The 15,675-nt window shown below is 70.8% G+C and carries 20 protein-coding genes and 1 riboswitch; of the genes, 12 read left to right on the top strand and 8 right to left on the bottom strand.

Annotated features, from left to right (window positions below):
* Positions 1–88 precede the first annotated feature (88 nt).
* Positions 89–221: riboswitch (cobalamin riboswitch) on the bottom strand.
* A 246-nt stretch (positions 222–467) separates the two neighbouring features.
* A complete protein-coding gene (locus KCH48_RS42290) occupies positions 468–680 on the top strand; it encodes a DUF397 domain-containing protein (protein ID WP_210575614.1) in 213 nt (70 codons plus the stop codon).
* Positions 681–773: 93 nt separating this feature from the next.
* Here the strand turns inward: KCH48_RS42290 and KCH48_RS19060 are convergent, their stop codons facing one another.
* From KCH48_RS19060 to KCH48_RS19040, 5 genes are all read right to left on the bottom strand, one after another.
* Positions 774–950, bottom strand: a complete 177-nt coding sequence (locus KCH48_RS19060; RefSeq protein ID WP_210575612.1) for a hypothetical protein — start codon at positions 948–950, stop codon at positions 774–776.
* Entirely contained in the window at positions 947–1,396 is a 450-nt protein-coding gene (locus tag KCH48_RS19055) for a hypothetical protein (protein ID WP_210575610.1), read from the bottom strand. Before KCH48_RS19055 ends, KCH48_RS19060 begins: the two co-directional genes overlap by 4 nt.
* Before the next feature lie 24 nt (positions 1,397–1,420).
* The gene (locus KCH48_RS19050; RefSeq protein ID WP_210575609.1) at positions 1,421–2,278 is read right to left on the bottom strand and encodes a helix-turn-helix transcriptional regulator; all 858 of its coding nucleotides are present in this window, start codon (positions 2,276–2,278) and stop codon (positions 1,421–1,423) included.
* A 256-nt stretch (positions 2,279–2,534) separates the two neighbouring features.
* Positions 2,535–2,756 carry a hypothetical protein gene (locus KCH48_RS19045; RefSeq protein WP_210575608.1) on the bottom strand — a complete coding sequence of 74 codons (222 nt, stop codon included), beginning with the start codon at positions 2,754–2,756 and terminating at the stop codon, positions 2,535–2,537.
* Between the two features lie 30 nt (positions 2,757–2,786).
* Positions 2,787–4,025 carry an inorganic phosphate transporter gene (locus KCH48_RS19040; RefSeq protein WP_210575607.1) on the bottom strand — a complete coding sequence of 413 codons (1,239 nt, stop codon included), beginning with the start codon at positions 4,023–4,025 and terminating at the stop codon, positions 2,787–2,789.
* A gap of 254 nt (positions 4,026–4,279) precedes the next feature.
* On the opposite strand from KCH48_RS19040, the gene KCH48_RS19035 reads away from it, so the two are divergent.
* The 3 genes from KCH48_RS19035 (at position 4,280) to KCH48_RS19025 (ending at position 7,792) form a co-directional block, all read left to right on the top strand.
* The gene (locus KCH48_RS19035) at positions 4,280–5,011 is read left to right on the top strand and encodes a class II aldolase/adducin family protein (protein WP_210575606.1); all 732 of its coding nucleotides are present in this window, start codon (positions 4,280–4,282) and stop codon (positions 5,009–5,011) included.
* Positions 5,012–5,093: 82 nt separating this feature from the next.
* Entirely contained in the window at positions 5,094–6,221 is a 1,128-nt protein-coding gene (locus KCH48_RS19030) for an alpha/beta hydrolase (protein WP_210575605.1), read from the top strand.
* Positions 6,222–6,400: 179 nt separating this feature from the next.
* On the top strand, positions 6,401–7,792 hold the full coding sequence (locus tag KCH48_RS19025; protein ID WP_210575603.1) for a hypothetical protein: 1,392 nt from the start codon (positions 6,401–6,403) through the stop codon (positions 7,790–7,792).
* A 94-nt stretch (positions 7,793–7,886) separates the two neighbouring features.
* Here KCH48_RS19025 and KCH48_RS19020 read toward each other — a convergent pair whose 3' ends face one another.
* Positions 7,887–8,300, bottom strand: a complete 414-nt coding sequence (locus KCH48_RS19020; protein ID WP_210575602.1) for a VOC family protein — start codon at positions 8,298–8,300, stop codon at positions 7,887–7,889.
* Positions 8,301–8,590: 290 nt separating this feature from the next.
* Between KCH48_RS19020 and KCH48_RS19015 the strand changes: the two genes are divergently transcribed.
* The 3 genes from KCH48_RS19015 (at position 8,591) to KCH48_RS19005 (ending at position 11,707) form a co-directional block, all read left to right on the top strand.
* Positions 8,591–10,189 (top strand): ABC-F family ATP-binding cassette domain-containing protein, encoded by a 1,599-nt coding sequence (locus tag KCH48_RS19015; protein WP_210575601.1) that lies wholly within the window; start codon positions 8,591–8,593, stop codon positions 10,187–10,189.
* Positions 10,190–10,535: 346 nt separating this feature from the next.
* A complete protein-coding gene (locus KCH48_RS19010) occupies positions 10,536–10,757 on the top strand; it encodes a helix-turn-helix domain-containing protein (protein WP_004002281.1) in 222 nt (73 codons plus the stop codon).
* Between the two features lie 137 nt (positions 10,758–10,894).
* On the top strand, positions 10,895–11,707 hold the full coding sequence (locus KCH48_RS19005) for an enoyl-CoA hydratase/isomerase family protein (RefSeq protein WP_210575600.1): 813 nt from the start codon (positions 10,895–10,897) through the stop codon (positions 11,705–11,707).
* Between the two features lie 4 nt (positions 11,708–11,711).
* On the opposite strand, the gene KCH48_RS19000 is transcribed toward KCH48_RS19005, so the two are convergent.
* On the bottom strand, positions 11,712–12,425 hold the full coding sequence (locus KCH48_RS19000; RefSeq protein WP_210575599.1) for a nucleopolyhedrovirus P10 family protein: 714 nt from the start codon (positions 12,423–12,425) through the stop codon (positions 11,712–11,714).
* Positions 12,426–12,512: 87 nt separating this feature from the next.
* Between KCH48_RS19000 and KCH48_RS18995 the strand changes: the two genes are divergently transcribed.
* From KCH48_RS18995 to amaP, 5 genes are read left to right on the top strand one after another with little or no spacing between them, the layout of a single operon-like run.
* Complete coding sequence (locus tag KCH48_RS18995) at positions 12,513–12,998, top strand: Asp23/Gls24 family envelope stress response protein (RefSeq protein ID WP_210575597.1); 486 nt, start codon at positions 12,513–12,515, stop codon at positions 12,996–12,998.
* 33 nt (positions 12,999–13,031) lie between these two features.
* A complete protein-coding gene (locus KCH48_RS18990; RefSeq protein WP_210575595.1) occupies positions 13,032–13,217 on the top strand; it encodes a hypothetical protein in 186 nt (61 codons plus the stop codon).
* A 5-nt stretch (positions 13,218–13,222) separates the two neighbouring features.
* Complete coding sequence (locus KCH48_RS18985; RefSeq protein ID WP_210575593.1) at positions 13,223–13,597, top strand: Asp23/Gls24 family envelope stress response protein; 375 nt, start codon at positions 13,223–13,225, stop codon at positions 13,595–13,597.
* On the top strand, positions 13,594–14,253 hold the full coding sequence (locus KCH48_RS18980) for a DUF6286 domain-containing protein (protein WP_210575592.1): 660 nt from the start codon (positions 13,594–13,596) through the stop codon (positions 14,251–14,253). The genes KCH48_RS18985 and KCH48_RS18980 overlap by 4 nt, the downstream gene beginning before the upstream one ends.
* A 5-nt stretch (positions 14,254–14,258) precedes the next feature.
* Positions 14,259–14,837 (top strand): alkaline shock response membrane anchor protein AmaP, encoded by a 579-nt coding sequence (gene amaP / locus KCH48_RS18975; protein WP_210575590.1) that lies wholly within the window; start codon positions 14,259–14,261, stop codon positions 14,835–14,837.
* Positions 14,838–14,918: 81 nt separating this feature from the next.
* On the opposite strand, the gene KCH48_RS18970 is transcribed toward amaP, so the two are convergent.
* Positions 14,919–15,674 (bottom strand): SDR family oxidoreductase, encoded by a 756-nt coding sequence (locus tag KCH48_RS18970; RefSeq protein ID WP_210575588.1) that lies wholly within the window; start codon positions 15,672–15,674, stop codon positions 14,919–14,921.
* Position 15,675: the final 1 nt, after the last annotated feature.

The following is a 15,675-nucleotide window of genomic DNA, read 5'->3' as shown; positions in this document are numbered from 1 at the left end:
CCGCGGGGTCAGACAGAGACCTGGTACTGCACCTCGAACGGCAGCCGAGCATCGCGATATGTCCTCACTCAGGGTGTCCACGCCCTGGTTCGACGAGACCGGCGGCGAGAGTTCCTGGCTCCCGGGGCTTTCTACCCCGGTGACAGTGGCGGGACCGCGCCGGATTCACACCGGCTTCCTCTTCTGCCGCCGTACATGGCCCCGGCAGTCCACCACGGGGTTGGAACGGCCGTCAACTTGCCGTTGACCTGCGGCGGGAGAGTGTGCTGAGGCCCACATGAGGGCCGGTTTGGCTCTGGTCGACCGAATCCGGCATCTCTAGACTGAAAAGGAGAATTCGGGGAGCGGTACTGGGGGCTATCGAGACCCATTCCTCGGGGGGCCTGCGGCGCCGTACACCGTGACGCTACGGTTTTCGGCGTGGTGGACACCTCTGGGGGACCGGCTCTCGAGCCGAGGAGGTCTGCGTGGTCGACGAGGGTCCGTCCGCGAAGAACTGGCGCGTCAGCAGCTATTCAGTTAACGGCGAGACGTGCGTCGCGGTCGCCGAGGCCGCGGAAGGTGTGCTGGTCCGCGACACGAAGGAGCCGGCCGGAGAGGCGCTCATCCATCTCGCACGCACCCCATGGCACTTGTTCCTCGCCGGGGTGAGATCCCAGGGGTTCAGCACCGCGACATGAACGTGACCGGCCTGGGAGGGGGAGCCCGATGCGCAGTGGCACCGACAGTGGTGGGCGGGGGGTACGCCACACCGAAGGGGTTGTTCTCGCGGGCTACTGCCTGGTGTGCGGTGTGGTGGCGAGCGTGGCCGGGGCGGCCGGCTCGCTGCTGGCGGACGGCACCCGGGACAAGCTGATCGTCTGGGCGATCGTGGCGATGTCCGTCGCTCTCGCCGGCGGTGTGTGGTGGGGATACAGCCCGGAGGCGGTGCGCCGTGTCGTGGCGCTCAACGTCTCTCGCGCCCTTCCCCGTGAGGGCCCCGCAGGAAACGGCCGAGCGCGACACCGACCGCGCTGATCGCGGTCGCGGCGGCGATGCCCAGGGCGATTCCCAGGGGCCTCGGTATGGACAGCTGAATGCCGCGGGCCGCGTAGCAGAGGAAGCCCAGGGCGAGGATCACCACGACGACGCACAGCGTCGCCACCAGGAACCGGCGGATCGCGGTCCTGGAGAAGGCATCGTCCTCCTGGATGCGGCGCAGGCTCTCCGCGTCACGGATGCCGTTGTAGCGCCGGGTCTTGGGCGTCTGATCGGTGACCCGGTCGAGCAGGTCGTTGTCCGACAGAGGAGTGGAAACGGGCTCTTCCTCAAGGGCCGCAGTGGCCTCGTCCGTCACACCGGAGCGCTCTCGTGCTCGCCGCAGTGCCGCAGTGAGCCGTTCGGTGAGTCGCCCCATCGCCCCTCCTGTAGGGCCCTTGGCCTAACTGGTGCCGAAGTCCCGCGCCGCCTCGTCGATCAGGGCGACGGCGTCACCGCCCTTGAGCGCGATATCGCTGATCGTGGCGAAGCATTCCTGGTACCGGGCTACGAGTTCGTGGTCGTCCCGGATGGCGAGCTGGCCCGCCGAATGCTCGACCCAGAGCAGGTCGTCGTCACCCTTGAAACCGAGCAGGACGAAACTGCCGAGCGTGCCGTAGTGGCCCCCGGCGCTGAACGGCAGCACCTGGAGGGTCACGCGGGGGAGTTCCATCACGTTCTTGATGTGCTGCAATTGGTGCCGCATGACCGCGGGTGCGCCGATCCGCCGGCGCAGAGCCGCCTCGTCGACCACGAACGACAGCTCCGGAGAGTCGTCCCCCTCGAAGAGCCGGTCCTGGCGGGCCGTACGTAGTTCCACCACACGCCGGATGCGCTCCTGCGGGGCGTAGGGCGCCAGCAGCGCCTCCGCGTAGTCCTCCGTCTGTAGGAAGCCCGGAACGACGATGGGGTGGTACGTGCGCACGGAGTTGGCGGCGCTCTCGTACCCCAGGTACTGGGTGAACGACGGGTTCAGCACATCACTGAATTCGGTCCACCAGCTCTGGCCCTTCGACCCCCGGGCGGCCTCCTCCAGTTCGGCGACGAGTTGAGGGTCCGTCACTCCGTACTGCTGGAGCAGCGCTCTCAGGTCGGTCACCGAGAGGCTGACCGTGCCGGCCTCGATGCGAATGATCTTCGACAGCGACCATTCCAGGGCCTCGGCGGCTTCACGCTGGGTCAGCCCGGCCTTCTCGCGTGCCTGGCGCAAGTCGATGCGCAGTCTGCGCCGGTTCAGACTCGGGTCCACAGGCCTCGGCATCCTGCTCCTTCTTCCGTCCGTCGGGTCGTTCGCGAAGGGTGGGGAAAGTGGCGATCCGCCACGTCTGATAGGAAGCCTATCAGGCAGCCGTGCGCGAAAAGCCATGTGTCAGTTCGCTGCTTTGGTGAGGCTTGGCTTGGTGACACCTGTCGCTTCGACGTGGGCTGATCTGTACATGCAAAACCCGTGGAGCGGGAAGCATGCTGGGTGCTTCCCGCCCCACGGGGCGAAGGGGAGAGGTGGTGCGGCCGGTCTGTCAGGCGACGATCAGATAGATCCCGTAGCCCACCGCCGCCGCGCAGGCCGCGAAGCAGGTGTACGCGCCGGTGACCGCGAGTGCGGCGGAGTCGCCCTGGGACGCGGCGCGTTCGCGGCGGGAGAGGCCGGTGATGCCGAGGGTGAACAGGGACACGAGGGCCACGGTGACCGCGAGGCTGACGCCGAAGACGGAGCCGAGGGACGCCCAGTCGATCTTCATGTTGCTGCTTCCTTGAGTACGGGGTGAGGGTCAGACCGTGGCCTGCGAAGGCGCCGATTCGGAGGCCGGGGCGGGGATCGTGGCCGTCAGCTCGTCGGTCGCGGTGCCCACGGGCGGCGGGGTCACCGCGGCGATCGCCGTCGTCACCACGCCGGCCGGTTCCTCCGTCGTGTCGTTGACGTTCGTGTGGTCGACGACCTCGCGGCGGGAGCGCAGCCAGATCGCGGCGCTGGAGGCGATCAGGAAGACGGCGACCAGGGCGGTGCCCCAGCTGCCGAAGCCGGTCACGTACTCCGCGATCGCTCCGACCAGGGCCGCCGCCGGCAGCGTCAGGCCCCAGGCGACGAACATCCGGGTGGCCGTGGACCAGCGGACGACGCCGCCCTTGCGGCCGAGGCCCGCGCCCATCACGGAGCCGGAGACCGAGTGCGTGGTGGAAAGGGAGAAGCCGAGGTGGGAGGAGGCCAGGATGACCGTCGCCGCGCTGGTCTGGGCGGCGAAGCCCTGCTGCGGCTGGAGGTCGGTCAGGCCCTTGCCCATGGTGCGGATGATGCGCCAGCCGCCGAGGTAGGTGCCGAGTGCGATGGCCACGCCCGCGGAGAGGATCACCCAGGTGGGAGGGTTCGAGCCGGGGGCGATGGCGCCGCCGGTGACCAGGGCGAGGGTGATGATGCCCATCGTCTTCTGCGCGTCGTTGGTGCCGTGGGCGAGCGAGACCAGGCCCGCGGAGGCGATCTGCCCGGCGCGGTAGCCCTTCTCGGAGGCCTTGCTGCCCTCGGCCTTCTTGCCCAGGGAGTACATCAGCTTCGTCGCGAGCATCGCTGCGACACCGGCGACCAGCGGGGCGGCGATCGCCGGGATCAGCACCTTGGTGACGAGCACGTCCCCGTGGACCGCGCCGACGCCGGCCGAGGCGATGGTGGCGCCGATCAGACCGCCCATCAGGGCGTGCGAGGAACTGGACGGGAGACCGACCAGCCAGGTCAGCAGGTTCCAGAGAATCGCGCCGACCAGGGCGGCGAAGATGACCTCGGGACGTATGCCGGACTCGTCGACGAGCCCCTTGGAGATGGTGTTGGCGACCTCCACCGAGAGGAAGGCGCCGACGAGGTTGAGGACGGCGGACATCGCCACCGCGACCTTGGGTCTGAGCGCACCGGTCGAGATGGTGGTGGCCATCGCGTTGGCGGTGTCGTGGAAACCGTTCGTGAAATCGAACGCGAGAGCGGTGATCACCACAATCGCGAGGATCAGCGAGAAGCTTTCCATTTACCCAGGCAATCGTTCGAGGTCGTTGGCCGGTTGAACGTAGGTAACCTGAATGAACGGAAGATGAACTAGGAAGGGCTGCACGGTGTCCTGGTGTGGCGGTTGCGGTACCGCCGGATCCGCGCGGCCCAGACAGCCCAAGGCTTAGGAGCCTCGGGCAAACTTCTTCAGCTGGTACAGGGATCCATTGAAGAGATTTTGGTCACCTGGGCCGGCGACGGAACGGTTGACGCCGCGCCTGGCAGGATCGCGGCATGGCTGAGCAGCGGCGGGATCAGAGGGGCGGGCGGGAGGCCCGGGAGGAGTCACAGGTCGTGGGGGTGCCATCGGGGAGGGGCGTGCTCCAGGAGGAGGCGCGCGCCTGGGAGGAGCTCGTCGCCACCGCCCGCCGGACCGTGGCCGACGGGCTCGTCGTCGGCACGTCCGGCAATGTCTCCCTGCGTGTCGGGGGCACGGTCCTGGTCACACCGTCGGGCGTCCCCTACGACCGCCTCACGCCGGACGACGTGACCGGCGTCGACCTCGACGGCCGGCAGGTGCTCGGCACCCTCGTCCCGACCAGCGAGCTGCCCATGCATCTCGCCGTCCACCGCACGACCGACGCCCGGGCCGTCGTCCACACCCACGCCGTCCACGCCACGGCCGTCTCCACCCTCGTCACCGAGCTCCCGGCGATCCATTACATGACCGAGGCGCTCGGCGGGCCCGTCCGAGTCGCCCCCTATGCGACGTACGGCAGCGACGAGCTGGCCGAGAACATGCTCCAGGCCCTGAGCGACCGCTCCGCCTGCCTCCTCCAGAACCACGGCACGATGGCCTACGGCGCCACCCTCGACCAGGCCTACGACCGCACCGCCCAACTCGAGTGGATGTGCCGCCTCTGGCTCACGGCCTCCTCGGTACCGGGCCTGTCCCCGAGCCTGCTGTCGGCGGAACAGCTGCGGGAGGTGGGGGAGAAGCTGCGGGGGTACGGGCAGCGGGGGTGAGAGGGGCACCGGTCGCCGATCGCTCCGCCGCAACCATGTCCCCCGGCTGGCCGACAGCCGGGTCCGCCAGGACACTGAACCCGTGCGCACTGTCAAAACGGCGGCCGCGGCCGTCACCGTAGCCCTGGCGGCCGGGGTGGCCGGCGTCGCCGCCGGACGGTTCGCCAGCGACGCCGCGCTGAAGGTGCCACCGGGACGGCCCCTGCCCGGCGAACCCCGGCTCACTGTGCATGCGACGGCGGCGGGCCAGATCGCGCTCACCCGGGCCCTGGCCTCCCTGCGCCCCGGCACCTACGGCCTCGCCGGCGACGCCTCGCACGCCGTCGTCGGCCCCGTCCTCGACACGGCGAACCACTCCGCCGACACCGTCGTACGCCGTCTGGAACGCGTCACCCACGGCACCCTCGAGCCCGGCGACAAGGTGTGGCTCACCCCGAACGTGTACGTCGGCAACCCCGGCGACGCCCTCGGCCTGGACCACGCCGACGTCGACATACCCGGCGAACTCGGCTCCCTGCCCGCCTGGTTCGTGCCCGGCGTACGGGACATCTGGGTCATCGCGGTGCACGGCCTCGGCACCACCCGCGAGCACGCCATGAACCTCATGGAGTTCCTGGGCCGCCGCGGCTTCCCGGTGCTCGCCCTCGCCTACCGCGGCGACCTGGGCGCTCCCCGCTCCCCGGACGGCCTGAACCACCTCGGCGAGACCGAGTGGCGCGACCTGGACGCGGCGATCCGCTACGCCGTGCGCTACGGCGCCAAGCAGGTCGTCCTGCACGGCTGGTCCACCGGCGCCACCATGGCGCTGCGCGCCGCCGCGCACTCGGGGATGCGCGAGCGCGTCTCCGGGCTCGTCCTGGACTCCCCGGTGCTCAGCTGGGAGACCACGCTGCGCGCCCTGGCCTCGGCCCGGCGGACCCCGGGTGCCCTGCTGCCGCTGGCGGTCCGCGCCGCACAGGGCCGCACCGGGCTGCACGGCGACCGCATCACCGACGCCGCCGACCCCGGCCGGCTCTCGGTGCCGACGCTGATCTTCCATGGCCCCGACGACACGGTGGCCCCCTGGGCCCTCTCCCGCCGCCTCGCCGACAGCCGCACCGACCTGATCTCCCTCCACACGGTCCGGCGCGCCCCGCACGCAGCCATGTGGAACGCCGACCCCCAGTCCTACGAAGAGACGCTGCGCCGCTTCCTGACCCCGCTGATGTGACCTCCCGTCGGCCCCGACACCACCCGGTCCCACCCGGTCCCACAGATTCCGTTTAACGCCGTATCACTGGCCTGTTCTCGGCCCTCCACCGCCCGCGGGACCCCGTGCGTTGGCCCTCCCCGTCGCCCGCCGTGACATTCCGTTTGGGTTTTCGGACCGTCAACCGGAAGACTGCACCCGTGACGTCCCGTATCCCGCGCGACTCCAGGCTTCGACTCGTCCGCCCGCGACCCCTGGCCGCCGCCCCCCGAGCGATGAACCAGCGGCGCTCAAGCCGCCCCGCCCCGCGCCCGCCGGAAGGCACTCCGGCCCGGGCGGAGCTGGCCAGAATGGCTCGCTCCGGTCTGGCCTCCGCGGCCCGCGTCGCCCACTGGGCCGACGCCGCGCTGCACCCCGGCCGTTACGGTGCGAGCCCCGACGGCAAGGGCACCCTCTCCGACGCGACCGCCGAACTGGCGGCGAGGGACCTGGGCCTGACCCCGGCTCAGGTCCGCGCCGACTGGGACACCGCCCGCCTCGCCGGCCTCGTCGAGGTGCACGGCGACAGCGCCCGCCCCGGCTGGCGGCTGCGCGCCTGGGACCGCGACGACAGTGCCGTACTGCGCGGCTGGGTCGCCCTCTTCGACGCCTGGTCGCTCGCCCATCCGGAACCCGCGGACCACGAGCCCGCCGCCGTCGCCGAGGTCGTCTCGGCCATGCCCCAGGTGCTCTCCTTCCTCCAGCTCTCCGCCGGTCCCGTCCCGGTCGAGCAGCTCCTCGACCTCCTGCAGCAGCGGGTCACCGAACTGCGCACCGAGCGCTGCGAGATCCCCTACGGTCCGCAGCCCGAGCCGGCCGCGGAGCCCGCCGACACCCCCCTCGACCCGCTCCTCGACTGGGCCCTGCACGCCCTCGCCTCCGTCGGCGCCCTCACCTGTGGCGACGGACAGGCCACGCTGACCCCGCTCGGCAGCTGGGCGGTCTGGGTCAAGCTGGAGCAGATCTGCGTCGCCGCGCAGAGCCCCGCCGGGAACATCGAGGTCGCCGCCGAGGAGATGCTGCGCGGCTGCGCCCAGCTCCGCCCGAAGGCAGCCCGCGACGAGTACCGCGCCTGGCTCGCCGCCCGCCCCGTCGGCAGCGCCGTCACCGAGCTGCTCGACGCCGCGCGCGGCGATGACGCCCTGCTGCGCGGCCTCGCTTTCGAGGCACTGCGCGTCGTCGGCGCCCCCGCCGAGCCCGACGTACGTGCCGTGGCCGACGAGCCGACGCTCAGGCCGTACGCGCTGCTGTGGCTCGCCGAGTACGACGGGTTCGACCCGGAGGACGCGCATGAGGTCCTCACCCGGGAAGAGGCCACGTGGCTGTGGGTCGACTCGGCCGCGGCCGTCGCCGACCACGGCGAGGCCCCGATGCTCGTGCGGCACCTGGAGTCCGCTGTGCAGCCGACGGTTCCCATGCTGCTCGACGAGGTGCGTGCGGTCGGGCACCCTCGCACCGTGCAGGTCCTGGTCGCCCTCGCGGCGGCGCACCCCGACCCCGCGCTGGCCAAGGCCGTGCGCCGTGCGGCCTTCCAGGTGCATACCGGCGGGTGAGTGGTCCGCTGGTGGTGCCGGGCGGGTCGTCTTTCGTCTGCGGCGCCGTCGTGGCTGGTCGCGCAGTTCCCCGCGCCCCTTCGGGGCGCTTCGATCAGCCGCCTATTTCCGGGGCGTACGTGCCGAAGCTCCAGATGTTGCCCTCGATGTCCCGGGCCATGTAGTCACGCGAGCCGTAGTCCTGGTCCGTCGGGGGCATCAGGATTTCCGCGCCGTGGTCCACGGCACGCTGGTGGTGGGCGTCGACGTCGTCCACCACGACATACACCCCGGCGGGACCCGCGCCCTTCATCAGCTCGTCGAAACGGCCGCCGCGGCCCTTCGAGCCGAGCATCACCGCGCCGTTGCCCTGCACCAGTTCCGCGTGTGCCACCATGCCGTTCTCGCCCTCGTACACCGACAGCTCGGTGAAGCCGAAGGCCTCCGTGAGCTGCCGGATCGCCGCCTTCGCGTCCGCGTACAGCACCGTCGGGTAGATGCTCGGACTCGCGCCGCCCGTGCCCGCCATGACGATCACTCCCTTGTGCTGGAAATCACCGGAATCCTGCTACCTGTTGCCAGTCTCACACCGACCACTGACAACGCCCTCCCGACCGCGGCGCGGCCTTCAGCCGTCCACGACCTGGGCCGTATCACTTCGCACCGCGGCCGCGGCGGGCGGTCCGAACACCGGAACGCCAAAAAGTGGGTTGCACCGCCCCGTTAGAATTGCCGCTATGGCCATTCTCCTCGCGCATTAGACGGCGGGAACGTCCTCAGCCGCCCACCTGCCAACCCCCTCCGCCCTGGAGTCTGACCGTGATCTCCGCCTCCGGTATCGAGCTGCGCGCCGGTGCCCGCGTCCTCATCGAGTCCGCCACCTTCCGAGTCGCCAAGGGCGACCGCATCGGCCTGGTCGGCCGCAACGGCGCCGGCAAGACCACCCTCACCAAGTGCCTGGCCGGTGAGGGCACCCCCGCCGGCGGCACCATCACCCGCTCCGGCGAGGTCGGCTACCTCCCGCAGGACCCCCGCACCGGCGACCTCGACATCCTCGCCCGCGACCGCATCCTCTCCGCGCGCGGCCTCGACGTCCTGATCCAGAAGATGCGCGACAACGAACAGCGCATCGCGGGCGGCCAGGGCGCCACCCGGGAGAAGGCCCTCAGGCAGTACGAGCGCCAGGAGACCGAGTTCCTCACCAAGGGCGGGTACTCCGCCGAAGCCGAGGCCGCCACCATCGCCGCCGCGCTCAATCTGCCCGACCGCGTGCTCGGCCAGCCCCTGCACACGCTCTCCGGCGGTCAGCGCCGCCGTATCGAGCTGGCCCGGATCCTGTTCTCCGACGCGGACACCCTGCTGCTCGACGAGCCGACGAACCACCTCGACGCCGACTCGATCGTCTGGCTGCGCGACTACCTGAAGACCTACCGCGGCGGCTTCATCGTGATCTCCCACGATGTCGACCTGGTCGAGACGGTCGTCAACAAGGTCTTCTACCTGGACGCCAACCGGGCCCAGATCGACGTCTACAACATGGGCTGGAGGCTCTACCAGCAGCAGCGCGAGGCCGACGAGAAGCGCCGCAAGCGCGAGCGGCAGAACGCCGAGAAGAAGGCCGCCGCACTGCATTCGCAGGCCGACAAGATGCGAGCCAAGGCCACCAAGACGGTCGCCGCGCAGAACATGGCCAAGCGGGCCGACCGGCTGCTCGCCGGACTCGAGGCGGTGCGCGCCTCCGACAAGGTCGCCAAGCTCCGCTTCCCCGAGCCCGCGCCCTGCGGCAAGACCCCGCTGATGGCCGAGGGCCTGTCGAAGTCGTACGGCTCGCTGGAGATCTTCACGGACGTCGACCTGGCCATCGACAAGGGCTCCCGAGTCGTCATCCTCGGCCTCAACGGCGCCGGCAAGACGACCCTGCTGCGCCTCCTCGGCGGTGTCGAGAAGCCCGACACCGGCGAGGTCGTCGAGGGCCACGGCCTCAAGCTCGGCTACTACGCACAGGAGCACGAGACCCTCGACCCCGAGCGCACGGTCCTGGAGAACATGCGCTCCGCCAACCCCGACCTCGACCTGGTCGAGGTCCGCAAGACGCTCGGCTCGTTCCTGTTCTCCGGCGACGACGTCGACAAGCCGGCCGGAGTCCTCTCCGGCGGCGAGAAGACCCGCCTCGCCCTGGCCACCCTCGTGGTGTCGTCGGCCAACGTCCTGCTCCTCGACGAGCCGACCAACAACCTCGACCCGGCCAGCCGCGAGGAGATCCTCGGCGCACTGCGCACCTACAAGGGCGCGGTCGTCCTAGTCACCCACGACGAGGGCGCGGTCGAGGCGCTCCAGCCGGAGCGGATCATTCTGCTTCCGGACGGAGTCGAGGACCTGTGGGGTGCCGACTACGCGGATCTCGTCGCCCTGGCTTGATCGAAAGCCTGATCCACGCGTGATCCACAGCGTATGGATCATTCGGCTCATCCTTGATCCATCATCTGTGTGAGATCTCCTCGTACCGAGGTGTGTCCTACATCGATTTCACGGCCGAGTCCTTTATCGACAAGGGCTCGGCCGTCGCACGTCGCTGACCAGGCACTTCGCGGAACAACCCGTTCGGCCGTACGGACAGCTCTGAGCTGAATTACGGATTCCGCATGTGGGGATGCGCTCCTGTCGTCAAAACCCTGTCTTACGGACCTTGCCGAATGGGTGGCCATCAGGGCCCGGAGGGGTGATCATGAGGGGACCAGAGCGCACTTCCCATGAGGAGGCACGGGTGGCCGAGACTCTGAAGAAGGGCAGCCGGGTAACCGGCGCCGCGCGCGACAAGCTCGCGGCAGACCTGAAGAAGAAGTACGACTCCGGTGCGAGCATCCGGGCACTGGCCGAGGAAACCGGCCGCTCGTATGGCTTCGTACACCGGATGCTCAGCGAGTCGGGCGTCACGCTGCGTGGGCGCGGCGGGGCGACTCGGGGCAAGAAGGCCGCATCGTCCTGAGTCCGGGCGGTCCCTCGCTTTCGATGGTGGCCACCCGGTCGGTCTTCTGAGCGGCCGGGTGGTTACTGTGCAGTCACTTAAGGATGCCCGCCGTGTGGTACGGCATCCAGGACGACCGCACACATCGGAGGCGCCCCATGGCTTCGCCCGACCAGGACGTTGTGTCCCGAGGTCCCGTACTCGACAAGGACGGCGTACGGCTCACCGTCGACGACGCGATCGCCACGGTGACGCTGACCAATCCGGCCAAGCGCAACGCGCAGAGCCCCGCTATGTGGCGTGCGCTGGGCGAGGCCGGGCGGTTGCTGCCGGGCAGTGTGCGGGTCGTCGTGCTGTGCGGGGAGGGCCGGTCCTTCTCCGCCGGTCTCGACCGGCAGATGTTCACGCCCGAAGGCATCGAGGGCGAGCCGTCGTTCATCGACCTCGCACGCGGCAGCGACGCCGAACTGGACGCGGCCATCGCCGGGTTCCAGGAGGGCTTCACCTGGTGGCGGCAGAGCGACATCGTGTCCATCGCCGCGGTCCAGGGGCATGCCATCGGGGCCGGGTTCCAGCTTGCCCTCGCGTGTGATCTGCGCGTCGTCGCCGACGACGTGCAATTCGCCATGCGCGAGACCGGCCTCGGACTGGTGCCGGACCTGACCGGCACGCATCCGCTGGTCGGGCTCGTCGGATATGCGCGGGCGCTGGAGATCTGCGTGACCGGGCGCTTCGTCCTGGCCGAGGAAGCGGTGAGTACGGGGCTGGCGAATCTCGCCGTGCCGGGTGAGCAGCTGGACGCGACCGTGGCGGACCTGGCGTCCGCGATCCTGGCCGCGCCCCGGGATGCCGTGATCGAGACCAAGGCGTTGCTGCGCGGGGCCGGTGAGCGGACCTACGAGGAGCAGCGCGCTGCGGAGCGGGCCGCGCAGGCCCGGCGGCTCAGGGAGCTGGCAGGGCTGGGCGAATGAGCGGTCAGCCGACCGCGGTGACCAGCACCGCCACCGTCGGGCTGTCCTGAAGCGCGCTCGACACCGCGACGCGGACCTCCCGGGCCACCTGCACGGCCCGGCGGTCCGCGTCCGTCGCCAGTTCCAGGCGGATGTGACGGTGCGGCAGCGCGGTGTCGTCGACCCGCCGTTCCTCGATGTGGACCGCCCGCCCCAGCGTGCCCGTCAGGGCGGTCACGCCCGAAACGCCGAGAGCCGCCTCCGCCGCGCGGGCTTCGTCACCGTCCCGGACCTCCGAAGCCTGCCTCGGCTCAGGCGGTCGTACGGGCTCGGCCTCCGTGTCCTCCTCCAGCAGGGCCGTCACCCGTAGGTCGACCTCCGTGACCGTCAGGCCGAGCCGTTCCGCGGCCGCCGTTGCCAGGACCCCGCGCAGACGGGACGCCGTCGACGGCAGCGGAGCCGACGGCGTTGCCCCGAAGTCCGCCGTGAGGCGGAGCGGGCCGGGTGGCAGCGCGCTCGGCGGAGGCGGTACGGCGGGCTCGTGGGCGTCGTCCGGATCGGTGAGCGCGATCCGCAGTGCGCCGAGGCGCACCCCGCGCACCGTCTCCGCCGCGCGCCGCAGCACCGCTTCGGCCGCCGCCTCCGTGATCCACGCGCCGTCGTGCGGGCCGCCCAGCGGGACGAGCCTGCCCAGCCCCAGCTGCTGTCGTACTGTCTGCGCCAACCGGTCGGACGTCATTGCTCCAGCCTGCCCCATCCCCGACGCGCGGGAGCGGAACCGCGCTTACCGTGGTCATAGGACGACGACCGAAAGGGACGTGCGGCGATGACCGATATGACGGAGCGGAACCGGACGCAGACCCCGGAGGGCGAGAACGAGCCGCCGGTGCAGACCCGTAAGGCAACCAAACGCGGGGGCGGGGAACCGGCGAGCCGGGGGCGGACCACCATCGCCGACGGGGTAGTGGAGAAGATCGCCGGGCTGGCCGCCCGGGATGTCCTGGGCGTGCACGCCATGGGGAGCGGGCTGTCGCGGACCTTCGGAGCCGTACGGGAACGGGTGCCCGGCGCGGCGAAGTCCGTGACACGGGGCGTGAAGGCCGAGGTCGGAGAGGTGCAGACCGCGCTCGATCTGGAGATCGTCGTCGACTACGGCGTGTCGATCGCCGATGTGGCTCGGGATGTGCGCGAGAACGTGATCGCGGCCGTCGAGCGGATGACGGGGCTCGAGGTCGTCGAGGTCAATATCGCGGTGAGTGATGTGAAGCTGCCGGAGGAAGAAGAAGAGGAGCAGGAATCCCGACTTCAATGACCCGTCGGCGACCGAACCGCCAAGGAGCGCACCATGAGCATGGCTGTGATCGGCATGATCGCCGGAATGGCCCTGGGCTTCGCCGGGTATTTCGGCGGGTTCGGCGCCTTCCTGCTGGTGGCGGCGCTGGGTGCCGTCGGTTTCGTGGTCGGCCGGTTCCTGGAGGGAGACCTGGACATCGGCGACTTCTTCCGCACGCGTGACGACCGACGGCGGTGAAGTCCGTGAGCGAAGGGGCCGCCGAGCTCCCCAGACCTGGGATCGCCGTACCGCCGGGCGAGCGCGGTGCCACGCGGATCGCCGACCGGGTGGTGGCGAAGATCGCCTCACAGGCGGCGCGTGAGGCGCTGGGCGCACTGCCGTCGGACGCCTCACCGCCGCACGCCTCGGTCGTCGTCCACCACGACACCGCCCGCGTCCGCGTCAGCCTCGACCTCGGCTACCCCTCCGACGTCGGCCGCCAGTGCGCCTCGGTGCGTCGGCAGGTCACCCAGCGGGTAAGCGCTCTCGTGGGGATGGAGGTGCACGAAGTGGCCCTCCACGTGGAGCGGCTGCATCCGATCGCGGTACCCGGCGTGGCACAGGGGAGGACGCAATGAGCGAGTCCCAGGGGGCCGAGAGCACCCAGCGGCTGCCCGTCCTGGAGAAGGCCGACGAGGGCGGACACAGCCAGTCCGCCTCCGCGGCGGACTACGAACCCGTCGGCGGTGAGAGCGGCGGCCGCTTCTGGTCGGCCCGCCGTGTCCCGGCCACGCTCGTTGCGCTGCTCCTGCTGCTGACCGCCGGTGCCTTCCTCTACGACATCGCCGCCGTGCGCGCCGACCGGCCCGCCATGGCCTGGCGCCGCGAACTCGCCACGCAACTCGCCGAACGCCCCCTCGACGACATCTGGGTGCTGGTCGGCGCGGGCATCGCCGCGGCCCTCGGCCTCTGGCTGATCCTGCTCGCCGCCACGCCCGGCCTGCGCGCCGTACTGCCCATGCGGCGCACCCACCCCGACGTACGTGCCGGCCTCCACCGGGACGCGGCCGCCCTCGTGTTGCGCGACCGGGCCATGGAGGTGTCCGGCGTGCAGTCGGTACGGGTCCGGATGGGCCGCGCCCGGGCCGACGTCCGCGCGATCTCCCACTTCCGCGAACTGGACGACGTACGCGCCGACTTGGACACCGCACTCGCCGATGCGATCAAGGGCCTGGGGCTCGCCCGGCCCCCCGCCCTGTCGGTGCATGTCCGGCGCCCCGGACGGAAGGGGTGAGCGCGGTGCTCAGGATCGTCAATCGCGTGCTGCTCGGCATCGTCGGCCTGCTGCTGATCCTGATCGGCGGTTCCGTGCTCGCCGTAGGCCTCGGTCTGAACCCGCCCTCCTGGTGGATCCACGACGGCCGGCACGACGTACTGCTCAGCGACGCCGAACGCACCCGCTGGCGGGACGACGGCTGGTGGTGGCCGACCGTCATCGCCGCACTCGCCGTCCTCCTCCTGCTCGCCCTGTGGTGGCTCACCGCCGAACTGCGCCGACGCCGCCTCGCCGAGGTCCTGGTCGACACCGGCGACGGCGAGGGCGCCCTGCTCCGCGGCCGGGCCCTGGAGGGCGTACTCGCCGCAGACGCGAGCCAACTCGACGGCGTAGCCCGAGCCCACGCGGAACTCACCGGCCGCCGCAGCACCCCCGAGGCCCGAGTCCGCCTCCTCCTGGAACCCCACGTCGACCCGGCCGACGCCCTCAACCACCTCACCACCCAGTCCCTGACCCACGCGAGGGACTCAGCGGGCCTCACGTCACTCCCGGCGGAGGTAAGACTGAGGGCGGTCAAGCACCGGGCGGAGAGGGTCACTTGAAGCCAACGCAAGGGGAGCCAACCTAGGGGCGCGGGGAACTGCGCGACCAGCCCCCACAAACCCGCACCCGACAACGGCGCACTAGAACCCGTGCCGAGCCCCACCATCCACAGGCAACATGACCCCCGTCAGATAAGACGCAGCCGGAGACAGCACAAACGCCGCCACCCGCCCGAACTCCTCCGGCGTCCCATACCGCCGCAACGGAATCCGCGACTCATGCGCCGCCCGAGTAGCCTCCGGATCCGCCGACATCCCATCCAGCTCGCGCACGCGATCCGTATCGATCCGGGACGGCAGCAACCCCACCACCCGAATCCCCCGCGGCCCCAACTCGTCCGACAGCGACTTCGCGAACCCCGCAAGCCCCGGCCGCAACCCATTGGAGATCGTCAGCCCAGGAATCGGCTCGTGCACAGACGCGGACAGTACGAACCCGATGACCCCGCCCGCTTCCAACCCCCCGGCCGCCGCGCGAGCGAACCGCACCGCACCGAGGAACACCGACTCGAACGCCGCCTGCCACTGCTCATCCGTGTTGTCCGCGGCGAACCCCGGCGCGGGCCCGCCCACGCTCACCAGCATCCCGTCGAACCCCCCGAAGTGCTCGCGCGCGGCCGCGATGAGCCGCGCCGGCGCCTGAGGATCGGCGTTGTCCGCGCCGACGCCGACGGCGTTGCCACCCAGCCCGCCCGCGGCCTCCATCGCGGCCTTGCCGTCCCGCCCCGTGATGATCACCTTCGCCCCGTCGGCGACGAGCTGGCGCGCGGCCGCGTTGCCCAGCCCACGGGTCGCTCCGGTGACGACGTACACCCGGTCCTTCAGTCCAAGATCCATG

It is taken from the genome of Streptomyces sp. GESEQ-4 (assembly GCF_017948455.1).
Taxonomy (GTDB): domain Bacteria; phylum Actinomycetota; class Actinomycetes; order Streptomycetales; family Streptomycetaceae; genus Streptomyces.
The sequence above is the reverse complement of the archived record's forward strand: the minus strand, read 5'-3'. Positions and strand labels throughout refer to the sequence as shown.